Below are 12,165 nucleotides of genomic sequence, written 5' to 3'. Positions count from 1 at the left end.
TCATCTCCGTAGCGCCTGCCAGATCGTCACCCACTGTTCGGGGCTCAGGTCGCGCGGCAGTGCTCCCTGGGCCTGGGCCCGGGCGACCGCACGCTGCGCCACGCTCGGACCCACCCGCGCGGCGCCCTGCACGACGCGTTCGAGTCTCCCGCCCCGTCCCGAGAACACCGAACGGACGAAGTCCTGATACGCGCCGCGCTGCGCGTCAGGGAGGAGCGGCGCGGCGCGGCGGCTGATGCCGAGGATGCCGCCGTCCACGCTCGGCGGCGGCGAGAACCCCCACCGCGGGACGCGCCCGTGGAGGGCGAACGCGAACCAGGGCGCGTGCTGGGCCGTCATCATGGTGCGCCCTCCCACGCCCGCGCGCTTGCGAGCCACCTCCCATTGGGTCAGGAGGATCGCGCGCTCCCACGCGGGCTCGCGCAGGAGCCGTCGAAGGATCGGCGTCGTGACGTGGAAGGGGATGTTGCCGACGATGACCGGCGCGCGCAGCGGAAAGGTCAGCGCATCGGCGTGGACGACGTCGACGCGCGGAAGGCGCTCCGCCAGCCGGCGCACCCGATGCTCGTCGAGATCGATCGCCGTGAGGGGGCGACCTTGTGCGGCGAGCGGCCGCGTGAGGGCGCCGTCACCGGCACCGAGCTCGAGGATCGGTCCGTGCGTCTCGGCCACGAGGCGCACGACGGCGTCGATCGACGGGTCGTGGATGAGGAAGTTCTGGCCGAGTTCATGGCGGCCGCCGTGATGAGAACGAGGCATGAGCGTGCTCCAAAAGTGAGAAGGAGCACCCCAGAGGGCAGCGTCGTGGGTACGAGAAAGCGCCCGTCCGAGGTGCGTGGTGACGTCTCGGAAGGACGGCGCGCTGATGCGAGCGAGAGCGAGCGCGCCGTCAGGCGCGGCGGTCGCGGAAGGTGAAGAAGCGCCCCGTCACGAGCGCTGCGTTTATTGTTCCCACGCGCTAGAGGGTAGCAAGCGCGAGCGTGAGCTCGATCCCGCGGCCGGTGATCGCCTCGGCGGCGGTGTCGGACAGCTCGGTGTCGGTGACGATGACATCGAACGCCTTGAGCTCGGCGGCCTTGTAGACGCTGAACGACCCGTACTTGGAGGAATCGGCGACCAGGACACTCTCGGCGGTGCCGCGCATCGCCGCCTGCTTCACATCGACCTTGGACGGCTCCGGCGTCGTCACCCCGCGCGCAAGACTCCACGAGGAGGCGCTGATGAAGGCGATGTCGGTGTTGAGCTGGGCGAGCACGAGTGCGCCCAGCGAGCCGATCGTCGAGCGGTTGGCATGGTCCACCCGACCGCCCGTATGGATCGTGGGAATGCTCGTGCGAGCGAGCGCGTCGACGATGCCGAAGTCGTTCGTCACGATCGTGAGCCCGGTGCGCTCGAGGAGCAGCGGCACCATCGCCTGGATCGTCGTTCCGGCGTCGAGGTAGACGACCATGTCGTCGCGGACGCGAGCGGCGGCCGCAGCGGCGATCGCGGACTTCTGCTCGGGGCGCAGCAGCGACTTGTCGTCGCGCGAGGGCTCCGAGATGGCGTGGGTCGCTAGACGCACGCCGCCGGGAACCGCGAGGGCGAGCCCCTCCTGCTCCAGCACGGCGATGTCGCGACGCACCGTCATGTGCGAGACGCCGAGCAGATCCGTGAGCTGGTGAACGCTCAGGACCTTCTCGCGGTGCAGGGCACGCATGAGTCTCTCGCGACGCTGATCGGGGATCACACGGGCCTCACTGTCGGAGGTGATCGCCATACGCCCACCCTAACCGGCGACAGGCTCACGCCCCGAGGGGTGTGGGCCGGTACACGCGCTCTGCGGTCCCGGCGAACACCGCGCGCTGATCGTGCGCCGGGAGCACAGACAGCACCTCCCGGTAGGTCTCCAGGAGTCCGCGGTAGCTGACGAACATGCCGTCGACCGGGAAGTTGCTGCCGAACATCACGCGGTCGGCGCCGAAGATGCGCACCATGTCGAGGATCACGTCGCGGTTGAGGTCGGTGGTCCACGGCTCACCCTCCACGCACAACCCGGACGCCTTGATCACGACGTTGGGCGCGGCGGCGACCTCCTCCAGGGCGCGACGCCAGCGGGCGATCGTCTCGGGGTGCCGGTCGAGCAGCACGCCCGAATGGTTCACGACGAGCGTCGTGCCGGGGAAGTCCTCGGCCAGCCGTCGGGCCTCGGGCAGGTTCCACCACGGCGTCTGAAGGTCGAAGTGCAGTCCGTACGCGGCGAGCAGCGCGTACCCCGCACGCCAGGTGTCGTCGCTCAGCAGCGAGCGGCCGCCGCTGTCGGCCTCGGCGGGCGAGGTGGGCCCGCCGGGCTTGTGCCGGACGCTGCGTACGAGGGGCGACGCCGCCTGTGCGGCGAGGGTGGCCGCGACGTCGGGAGCGTCGAGCCACGCCTGGGCGACCATGGCGCCGGGAACGCCGGTCGCGGAGTGCACCTCTTCGATGTAGCGGGTCTCGCCCAGCGGGTCGGTGGGGTCCCACTCCGCCTCCATGTACACGGTCGCCGCGATGCCGAGCCCGTCGACATCGGCGAGGTAGTCCTCCGCGCGGTACGTGCGCTTCATCGCCGTGTAGTCGCCGTAGCGGTGGGGGACGAGGATCTCCGGCGTGAGCCACGGGTAGAGGTTCCGCTCGAGGTCCCACACGTGGTGGTGCGCGTCCACGATGGGGCCGGCGTAGCGGCCGGCCCCATCGAGCAGGAGGTCGTCAGACACTGACCGCTCCCCGCTTGACGCGCTTGCCCTCGAAGTCGATCGACAGCGAGGCCACGAGGTAGACGGCCGCGCACACGGCGAGGTAGATGAGCACGCCCGTGTAGCCGCCCGTGAACTGCACGATCAGACCGGCGACGATGGGGACGATGATCCCCGACGACGTGCCCGCGAAGTTCATGACCCCGCCGACGAAGCCGACCTTCTCGGGCTTGGCGAGCATGCCCGGGATCGTCCAGTAGAGGCCGCCGAACAGGTTGAAGAACACGCCCACGCACAGGAGCAGGATGGCGGTGCCCGCGTCGGCGACGAACGGCAGCATCGCGAGTGCGGCGAGGCTGATCGCGCCCGACCCACCGAAGAGGATCTTCAGCGCGACGTTCGGGGCGAATCGGCGCTGGAGGAGGTCGGCGAGGAGGCCCGAGAGGATCTCGCCGAACGCGCCGCAGAGGAAGATGACGAACGTGGCGAAGCCCATGGCGGCCAGATCCAGGCCCCGGGCGTTGGAGAGGTAGTTGGGGCCCCAGGTGACCAGACCCCAGAACACCATCGCCCATCCCATGCGCCCGACGACCATCCAGATGGTGGTGCCGACGGTCAGCCCGGGCTTCTCCTTCGCGACGACGTCGCGTCCGCCGTTGGTCTCGATGAACTCCGCCTCGGCGGCGTTGACCAGCTTGTGCTCCCGCGGCGTGTTGCGGATGTAGGCGTAGACGGCGAGGCCGATGAAGATCGTCGCGACACCGATGATGATGAACGACCACCGCCACGACCCGGTCGCCGTGATGAGCCCCGCGACGATCAGACCACCGAGCGCGGATCCGAGCGGAGCGCCGGAGTCGATGAGGGTCACTCCCGAGGCGCGCCGGTTCTGCGGCATCCACTTGGAGACGAGCTTCGAGGCGGCCGGCATGTACGGAGCCTCGAACGCGCCGAGGCCCAGCCGCGCGAGCACGAGCATGAAGCCGTTGAGCGCCAGGCCGGCGAGGGCCGTGAACCCACCCCAGACGGCGGCGGCGATCCCGATCACCTTGCGCGGTCCCCACCGGTCGGAGGCCAGGCCACCCGGGATCTGGAACAGGCAGTACGTCCAGAAGAACGCCGACAGGATGAGTCCCTGGACGGCCGGCTCGAGCAGGAACTCGGCGCTGATGGTGGGCAGGGCCACCGACAGCGATGCCCGGTCGATGCAGTTGACCGTATAGAAGAGGAAGAGGATGACGACCACCGACCAGCGGATGTTCGTCTTTCGGGGCGCGCCGGCGCGGGTCTGCGCCGCCGCGGAGGTGGTCTGAGTCATCGGGTGCTCCTTTGCGTTCGGGTGAGAGTCAGACGAGAAGGGCTCGCGCCGTCGACCACGTCTCGAGCAGCAGCGGCTCGGGGTCGGCGAGATCGGGAATCGTGATCAGCTCGCCCGCCGCCACGGGACGCGCCAGCGTCGTGTGGGCGGCGAGGTAGAAGGGCGCCGTGTCGGCGGGGGTGGCGGCGATCTCCCGCACGACCGGGGCGACGCCCTCGATCTCGTGGTGGTGACCGCCCATCGTCAGGCGGGTGCCGGCGGCGAGATCGTGCCGGGCCCGGCCCGCCATCATCACGCGAGGTGCCGCGCCGGGGCGGCCGGTGCCCACCCCGAGCCGCGCGGCCGCGGCGATGGTGGCGACCGTCTCGACACCCATCAGGTGATAGGGCCAGAAGATGCAGGCGTACCGCCCGTCGCGGCTGAGGACGTGCCCCTTCTGACCCAGCACCTCCCAGGTCGACGCGTCGCCGGTGCGTACGACGACGAACTCTCCGCCCGCGAAGCTGGGCTCACCGACCACGCGCAGCGCGCTGAACACGTCGACGCGGCCGGGGGCGTCGAGGATGCCGCCGTCGGCGCGGAGCGCGTAGATGTCGGCGAGCTCCGCGATCCGGGCCACGGGGTAGTGGAAGAGCTCGGTGTCGGGGACGAGGTCGCTCTGGGCGGCGACGGCGGACATCTCACAGAGGTCGGCCGCGGCGCTCCGCGTGAACGCCGCGACGGCAGCGGCGCGAGCCGCGAGGGTGGTCTCGACCTCTCCGAGCGCGAGGAGACGCTCGAACGCTGCAGTGTCGACGTCGTGCGTCTCATCCAGCTGGGTGACGGTGCCGGCGGCGGGGTCGTAGACGAGGTCGTACTCGCTCGACTTCCCGGCCGCGACGACCTCGAATCCGACCAGTCGCGCCCATCCGATGAGATCCAGGAGGTTGGCGGGCTGGTCGCCGTGGGCGAGGGTGTAGACCACGCCGGCCTCGTTCGCCGCCCGCCCGAGAGCGGGGCCCGAGACGGTGTCGACCTCTTTGGAGACCATCACGACGTGACGACCGTCCTCGATCGCCGCCAGACTCGCACGGGTGCCGTGGACCGGGCTTCCCGTGGCCTCGACGAGCACGTCGGCGTCGGACGCGCGGATGAGGTCGAGGTCGCCGACGATCGCGATCCGCTCCCCCGCCGCGGCGACCTCGTCGGCCGACGCGGCGATCACGAAGGAGTCGGGGGCGTAGCCGAGGTCGGTGCACAGCGCGACGACGCCCTCGGTGTCGAGATCGCAGAGCACGGTGGGACGGACGAGATCGCCGAGCTTCGCCTGGGCGAGGAGGGTTCTCGCGTAGGCTCCCTTGGCCCCCGTCAGCGCGAAGCGCACCGGTTCTCCGCTGGTTCGCGAGAGCAGCGCCGTCACATTCATCGTCACCCGTCCTGACTCCACACGTCGTCGTGTGCCCAGACGGGCACGAGAGCACATAACCATAGATTCACATCTGAGTCAAACACATTCACATAACCTCACATAACCTGTATATGCTGGGACGTGGAGGAACACATGAGCATCATCGGCTGCGTCGCAGACGACGTCACCGGCGCCACAGACATCGCGTCCGTTCTCGCTGCGGTCGGGCGGAGCGCCCTCGTCGTGTTCGACGTCGACCGCGTCGACCCCGACGACCTGCGGGAGGCCGACGCGCTCGTGGTCGCGCTCAAGTCGCGCACGGCTCCGGTGGCCGACGCCGTGGCCGCCAGCACCGCCGCGATCCAGTGGACTCGTGACCAGGGAGCGAGCACGTTCTTCTTCAAGTACTGCTCCACGTTCGACTCCACGCCCGAGGGCAACATCGGGCCGGTCATCGACGCTCTCCTTCCCGAACTCGGCCTGGACGTCGCCCTCGTCGCACCCGCCTACCCCCGCAACGGCCGCACCGTCTACCAGGGGCGCCTGTTCGTCGGACACGTGCCCCTCGATGAGAGCCCCATGCGGCACCATCCGCTGACACCGATGCGCGACGCCAGCCTGGAGCGGCTCCTTCGTCCGCAGACCCGGCTCGGGATCTCCTCCCTCTTCCTCGATGCCGTGCGCTCGGGCGGGATCGCCGACGAGCTCGCCCCCGCGGGAGAGCCCCGGATCGTCATCGCCGACGCGATCGACGACGACGACCTCGTCGCGCTGGCCCGCGCCGCGGGCGAGCACGTCCTCCTCACCGGTGGCGCCGGGCTCGCCCTCGGGCTGGGTGCCGACGGTGACGACGAGGCGACCGGCGGCGACCCCGTTGTCGCCCGTCCGGGAGAACGGCTGATCCTCAGCGGGTCCGCCTCGGCCACCACCCGTCGCCAGGTGGCGCACGCGCGGGAGCATCTGCCCACCCTCAAGCTCGACGCGGCACGCATCGCCGACGATCCGGTCGCCTACGCCGGCGAGGTGTTCGCATGGGTGACGGCGCAGTGGGATGCCGCGCCGGGACGCGCGGCCCTCGTCTACGCGACCGACTCGCTGACCGACCTCGACGCGGCGCCGTCCGCCGTGTCCGGCGACGACGTGGAGTGGGTGCTCGGTCTCGTCGCCCAGCACGCCGCGCCCCGGCTGGGTGCACTCATCGTGGCGGGCGGCGAGACGAGCGGCCGTGTCGTCCACGACCTCGGGATCGCCTCGCTCCGCGTGGGGCAGGTCATCGCCCCCGGCGTGGTGTGGACCGATGCCCTCACCGCGCACGGCCGGATGGGTCTGGCCCTCAAGTCGGGGAACTTCGGCGCCGACGACATGTTCACCAACGCGTGGGAGCTTCTCGCATGAGCCTCGATTCGGCAACCGGAACCATCGCGCTCGATCAGCGCATCGCGCTCGTGTCCGCCGCTGCGGCCGCCACGACGGCGGGTCTGAGCCCCGGACGTTCGGGCAACGTCAGCGTGCGCGACGGGGATCTCCTCGCGATCTCCCCCACCAACGCCGACCTCGCGGCCCTCGACCCGGACGCCCTGTCGATCGTCGCCCTGGACGGACGGCACCTCGACGGTCCTCGTCCCTCGAAAGAGGTCTTCCTCCACATCGCCCTCTACGAGAGGGACACGGAGATGCGCTCGATCGTGCACGTGCACTCTCCGCACGCCGTGGCCGCCTCGTGCCGTGAGCCGTGGGCAGACCACTGCGCGCTCCCTCCGGTGACGCCCTACTTCCTCATGAAGGTGGGACAGGTTCCGCTCATCCCGTTCTACGCGCCGGGCGACGTGCGCCAAGCCGACGAGGTGCGACGCTCCCCGTGGCGTTTCCGGGGCGCGCTGCTGGCCAACCACGGTCAGATCACGGCGGGCCAGAACCCGGACGCGGCCCTCCACGCCGCCATCGAAGTGGAAGAGGCGGCGCGCACCTGGCTCCTCCAGCCCGACGACCGCTACCGCCTCCTGACGGAGGATCAGATCGTGGAGCTCACCCAGCGTTACGGGATGCCGTGGCGCGAGCGGGTGTCGGAGGCCCCTTCCGCCTGACGCCGCTCAGCGCGCAGCCGGGCCGATCACTTCGCCTCGGTCGCCGGCGTCCAGGCCAGCCACTGACCGGCCTCGTGAGCCACGGCCCACTGTCCGCACAGGAGCACGGACGAGGTCGCATAGACGTCGATGTCGGTGTCGATGCTCATCGTCGGGCTCGACTGCCGCGCGACGGACTCGCACCCCTCCGGGGCGGTCGCAGAGTCGTAGGCGAGCGTCATCACCCCGTCTGCACGCGTCGATGAGACGAGCGTCACCGATGTGGCATCGGCGGGCAGCCAGGCGGCAGTGTCGGCGTGGTCCTTCTCGAATGCCGGGGCGTTCGGGTAGGTGGTCTGGGCGCTCCCGTGCGCGACATCGTCGATCGCGGAGCAGCCCGCGAGGATCAGGACGATGGAGAGGAGGCCGAGCCCGGCCAGTCCGGGGATTCCGGTTTCGTTGCTCATGGCTTCCACGCTAGAAATCCGCAGCGCAGCCATCGTCGGGCGCGTGGATGATCGTGATCCACCGGAAGGATGATGGTGAGGGCCGCTGACGCATCGGCGGTGTCTGGCCCTACCATCGGGTGTCGTGGCCGATCTCGATCCCCGTCTCACCGCCTTCGCCGCCCGCGTGATCACGCCGGAGCTGAAACCTCGGGGGTATCGCAAGAAGCGGTGGGAGTGGACTCGGGTCACCGGCGACGTGGTGCACGGCATCAGCCCGCAGCGCAGTCACGGCAACTCCGCCGGCCACCTGCGGATCTATGTGAACGTCAGCGCCTACTCGGCGGAGTTCGCGCGCACCATCGGATCGGCGGTTCCCGACGACCTCACGCGTGCGACACCGCAGTACGTCACGCGGTTCGAGGACGTCATCACGTGGCCGGGGCAGTGGATCGACGTGGAGGAGTGGACCGACGACGCCCTCGACGACGCGTTCGCCACCGCTCTCCGCGAGCTCGACGCCCACCTCAGCCGTGTCGTCGACGGCGCGTCACTGGCCGCCGTGCTCCGCGAGAGCGACGCACCCCTGGACACGACGCTGCTCGCATGGTGGTGCGCCACGGGCGACGCCGCCGCCGCCCGTCAGCACGTCGAGGACGCGCGGGAACGGTTCGGGCAGGAGGAGCGCTGGCCCCGGCTCTACGCCCAATTCGAGCGGGTGGCAGCCGAGCACGGCGTCGCCCTGGACTGAATCGCGCGACCCCGCGGATCCGCGCCGCCACCGGATCAGGCCTCATCCCCGGCGCGCGACTCTTCCGGACGCGCCGCGCCCGTCGCCTCGCCAGACAGTCGCTCCGCTCGACGCGCATCCCGCCGGTACATCGCGGCGTGGTCGGCGAACTCCGGGTTGCCCGTCTCGCGGTGTCGCCCGTCGGTGTACTCGGCGAGCTCGCGGAGACGATCGGCAACAGCGGCCAGCACCTCGGAGCGCGCGAAGACCATCCCGTACGCGGAGACGAGTCGGTCGATGCGTGTCAGCCGCTGCTCCGTGCTGAACACCGCACCGGCGTCTTCCGCCAGCGGGGCGAGGCGATACGCGAGGTAGGAGAGATCGCGAAGACGTGGTCCGGGACCGGCCATGTCGAAGTCGAACAGGCCGGTCAGCCGCCCTCCGGAGAACGTCATGTTGTACGGGGCGGCATCGTTGTGACAGATGACCTCGGCGGGTTCGGCGCGCGATCGCCACGAGAGGTCCTGACCGACCAGAGGCACGCTCGCCTCGTGGACGCGCCGCAGCAGTGCGCCCGCGTCGTCGAGGATCCTCGGATCCCAGAGCCAGCCCGGCAACGGGTAGGCGCCGACCTCGCCCGGCAGGAAGGAGAGCACTTCCCGGCCCCGATCGTCGAACCCGATCGGCTCCGGGACGGCGTCGATCCCCACGGCTCGCAGCGTGCGGAGCAGCGTATGGACCGCGGGAGTCCAGGGTCCGGCTTCGCGTCGGACCGTCTCCCCCACCCTCACCACGGCGGTCGAGTTGCCGCCGGTGAGCGCGTGCTCCTCGGTCACGCGCGCTCGGGATCGGCGGGCGCAGCGAGTTGCTTCAGGCGGGTGGAGATCGCGACATATCCGGTGGTCCAGGCGACGACGACCGCGACAGAGCCCGAGCTTGCCGCCACCATGCCCGCCGCCGACCCGCTGGCCGCGGACAGGATCGACCAGGAGACGAGGGCCATCAGCGCGATGATCGATCCGCCGACGAGCCACCTCATGCCCGTCCGAAGGCGGGCCGCCTCGACCGCCGACGCGTGCTGCCGCTCCTGCTCGATGCCGCTGTCCATGCCTCCACGCTACGAGGGGTGTCACTCGATCGCCTCCCCCAGGCGACGGAGATCGGCTACTCGATGCGATAGAGACGGGACCGCACCCACGTGCCGGCGGTGCGGGCCGCCCTGTCGATCGGGGAGCCCAGGGGGTTGTCGCTGGTCATGTACGTCCAGGTCGCCGAGGGTCGGCGCAGCCCGAGGGCCGCGATGCCCTCCCCCACCTGGTCGATGGAGACGGCGCGGACGATCTCGGCGGCGCGGTCGTAGGCGGCGGTGAAGAACCCATGGAACTCACGCAGCGCGATGCGATGGAACTCGTCGCGGGGGTTCACCCCGGCGAGCGCCTGGAGGTGGATTCCGTCGCGGACCTCGGTGAGGCGAGCGAGGTGATCGCACCACTGCTCGTCCAGGGTCCACAGGGTGACCTCCCGCAGGAGCCGATGGACCGCCTCGGGTGAAGAGGCCGAGGCGAGGGCGTCGAGCTCGTTCGGGATCCGCCCGGAGAGCTCGACGCCGGCGCGATCCCCGGCCAGGACCTCCGCTCGGGCGGCGAGGACAGTACTGCGCTGCCGGGCGATCGCGCGGCTGAAGTCCCACGTGTCGCGATGCCTCGTACGACGCGCGCTCTCCGCCGCGCGCTGCGCATGGTCGACGATGAAGCGAAGCGTGGTCTGGTCGAGGCGCGATCCGCGGCGTCGGATCTTCTCGAGGTGGTGACGGGGGGCGTGCGCCCGGACGAGCTCGTCGTCGGTGCTCACGTACGTCTGCGTGACGCCGGGGTCGCCCTGGCGTCCGGAGCGTCCTCGGAGCTGAGCGTCGAGCCGGGCGGACGGATAGCGTCCCACCTGGAGCACCGCGAGCCCACCCGTCGCGGCGACCCGATGATGGTCGGCCTCATCGGGGCCTCCGAGCCGGATGTCGGTGCCGCGACCTGACATCTGCGTCGAGATGGTGACCGCCCCGAACGTTCCGGCGCGGGCGATCACGGCCGCCTCGCTGGCGTCGTTGCGGGCGTTCAGCACCTGCGCGTCGACGCCGGCGGCGGCGAGCACCGCGGCGTACCGCTCCGACTCGCGGACGCTCTGCGTGCCGACGAGCACGGGCTGACCGGTGCGGTGCCTCTCGACGACTTCCGCGACGACGGCGGCCTTGCGCTCCCGGTCGTCGACGAACACGCGCGGCACCCTGTCGACGCGGCGGTTCGGGCGGCGCCGCTCCACGCGCCCGGACCGCAGCTCGAAGAACTCGATCAGTTCGTCGGCGACGGCGACGACGGTGCCGCTCATGCCGGTGAGGGTGGCGTACGAGCGCAGCAGGTCGTGGACCGTCAGCGTGTCCAGCACAAGCCCGGGCGAGGAGATCGGCAGCCCCTCCTTCGCCTCGACGGCGGCGTGCAGACCATCGGGCCACCGCTGCTGATGCGCCAAGCGTCCGCGGGCCGAGTTGATCAGGGTGATCGCATCGTCGACCACGAGATAGTCCACGTCGCGGTGGACCAGGACGTGGGCGTGGAGGGCCAGGTTGACCTTCGTGAGGGTCGCGGTGTGCGCCGTGTCGTAGAGGTTGATCCCGCCGAGCCGCTGCTCGAGCTGATCGAGACCGGCGTCGGTGAGCGAGACCGTGACGCGGTCGGCGTCGATCGCGTAGTGCGCGTCGGCGTCGAGGTCCCGAACGATCGCGTCGGCGAGGGTGAACTCCTCGGGCGGCTCGGGCGAGGCACCGGCCAGGACGAGGGGAGACATCGCCTCGTCGATCATCACCGCATCGGCCTCATCGACGAGGGCGACGTCCAGGCCGGGCTCCACCCGGTCGCTCACTGCCGTGACGAAGCGGTCACGGAGCACGTCGTAGCCGACCTCGCTCACCGGCGCGTAGACGACGTCGGCGCGATAGGCGCGTCGTCGCGCGTCGGTGTCCGTCCGCTGACCGATCCAGGCGACGGAGATATCGAGCAGCTCGAAGAGGGGGCGCATCCACTCCGCATCGCGCTCCGCCAGGTAGTCGTTCACCGACAGCACGTGCACGCGGCGGCCGGCGAGCGCGAACGCCGCCGCCGCGAGCGCTCCCGTGAGCGTCTTCCCTTCGCCGGTGTCCATCTCCACGGCGTGGCCCGAGAGCAGAGCACACACGGCGAGGAGCTGCTCGTCGAAGGGTTCCTGCCCGACCGCACGGCTCGCGGCCGTGCGGAGCACGGCGAGGAGCCGCGGAGAAGCCACCACGCCCGCCATCGCGCTGACCGCCTCGCGCGCTTCGGCGGACACCGACGCGTCGTCGAGCGCCGCCGCCCACGGCCGCCGCGCCTCCGCCCCGGTGACGATCCGCTCGAACCGGGCGAACGACGTCGCGCCGGGTGCGCCGATCGCCCGCGCCACCCACCGCTTCATGCTGCCCATCCAAACACGCGGCCTCGGGGCGGC

At 70.8% G+C, this 12,165-nt stretch carries 12 protein-coding genes; 3 read left to right on the top strand and 9 right to left on the bottom strand.

Annotation, left to right across the window (positions count from 1 at the left end; translation table 11 throughout):
• From erm to AVP41_RS13270, 5 genes are all read right to left on the bottom strand, one after another.
• Entirely contained in the window at positions 1–759 is a 759-nt protein-coding gene (gene erm, locus AVP41_RS13290) for a 23S ribosomal RNA methyltransferase Erm (protein ID WP_067165214.1), read from the bottom strand.
• 199 nt (positions 760–958) lie between these two features.
• Positions 959–1,759, bottom strand: coding sequence for a DeoR/GlpR family DNA-binding transcription regulator (locus AVP41_RS13285; protein WP_067165211.1), 801 nt, complete (start codon positions 1,757–1,759; stop codon positions 959–961).
• A 25-nt stretch (positions 1,760–1,784) separates the two neighbouring features.
• A complete protein-coding gene (locus AVP41_RS13280; protein WP_231902751.1) occupies positions 1,785–2,732 on the bottom strand; it encodes an amidohydrolase family protein in 948 nt (315 codons plus the stop codon).
• Positions 2,725–4,029: an MFS transporter gene (locus AVP41_RS13275; RefSeq protein WP_067165208.1), complete on the bottom strand. Its 1,305-nt coding sequence runs from the start codon at positions 4,027–4,029 to the stop codon at positions 2,725–2,727. The genes AVP41_RS13280 and AVP41_RS13275 overlap by 8 nt, the downstream gene beginning before the upstream one ends.
• Before the next feature lie 28 nt (positions 4,030–4,057).
• The gene (locus AVP41_RS13270; protein WP_067165983.1) at positions 4,058–5,434 is read right to left on the bottom strand and encodes a homoserine dehydrogenase; all 1,377 of its coding nucleotides are present in this window, start codon (positions 5,432–5,434) and stop codon (positions 4,058–4,060) included.
• 135 nt (positions 5,435–5,569) lie between these two features.
• On the opposite strand from AVP41_RS13270, the gene otnK reads away from it, so the two are divergent.
• Positions 5,570–6,811 (top strand): 3-oxo-tetronate kinase, encoded by a 1,242-nt coding sequence (gene otnK, locus AVP41_RS13265; RefSeq protein ID WP_067165205.1) that lies wholly within the window; start codon positions 5,570–5,572, stop codon positions 6,809–6,811.
• Positions 6,808–7,500 (top strand): class II aldolase/adducin family protein, encoded by a 693-nt coding sequence (locus AVP41_RS13260; protein ID WP_082829217.1) that lies wholly within the window; start codon positions 6,808–6,810, stop codon positions 7,498–7,500. The genes otnK and AVP41_RS13260 overlap by 4 nt, the downstream gene beginning before the upstream one ends.
• Positions 7,501–7,526: 26 nt before the next feature.
• Here the strand turns inward: AVP41_RS13260 and AVP41_RS13255 are convergent, their stop codons facing one another.
• Positions 7,527–7,946 (bottom strand): hypothetical protein, encoded by a 420-nt coding sequence (locus AVP41_RS13255; protein WP_067165202.1) that lies wholly within the window; start codon positions 7,944–7,946, stop codon positions 7,527–7,529.
• 124 nt (positions 7,947–8,070) lie between these two features.
• On the opposite strand from AVP41_RS13255, the gene AVP41_RS13250 reads away from it, so the two are divergent.
• Complete coding sequence (locus AVP41_RS13250; RefSeq protein ID WP_067165199.1) at positions 8,071–8,676, top strand: DUF4304 domain-containing protein; 606 nt, start codon at positions 8,071–8,073, stop codon at positions 8,674–8,676.
• A gap of 35 nt (positions 8,677–8,711) precedes the next feature.
• Here the strand turns inward: AVP41_RS13250 and AVP41_RS13245 are convergent, their stop codons facing one another.
• From AVP41_RS13245 to secA2, 3 genes are read right to left on the bottom strand one after another with little or no spacing between them, the layout of a single operon-like run.
• Entirely contained in the window at positions 8,712–9,491 is a 780-nt protein-coding gene (locus AVP41_RS13245) for an aminoglycoside phosphotransferase family protein (protein ID WP_067165196.1), read from the bottom strand.
• Positions 9,488–9,763 carry a hypothetical protein gene (locus AVP41_RS13240; protein WP_067165193.1) on the bottom strand — a complete coding sequence of 92 codons (276 nt, stop codon included), beginning with the start codon at positions 9,761–9,763 and terminating at the stop codon, positions 9,488–9,490. Before AVP41_RS13240 ends, AVP41_RS13245 begins: the two co-directional genes overlap by 4 nt.
• Positions 9,764–9,819: 56 nt before the next feature.
• Positions 9,820–12,132 (bottom strand): accessory Sec system translocase SecA2, encoded by a 2,313-nt coding sequence (gene secA2, locus AVP41_RS13235; protein WP_067165191.1) that lies wholly within the window; start codon positions 12,130–12,132, stop codon positions 9,820–9,822.
• Positions 12,133–12,165: the final 33 nt, after the last annotated feature.

Source organism: Microbacterium sp. TNHR37B (assembly GCF_001620065.1).
Taxonomy (GTDB): Bacteria; Actinomycetota; Actinomycetes; order Actinomycetales; family Microbacteriaceae; genus Microbacterium.
This window is presented reverse-complemented; position numbering and strand designations above follow the sequence as displayed.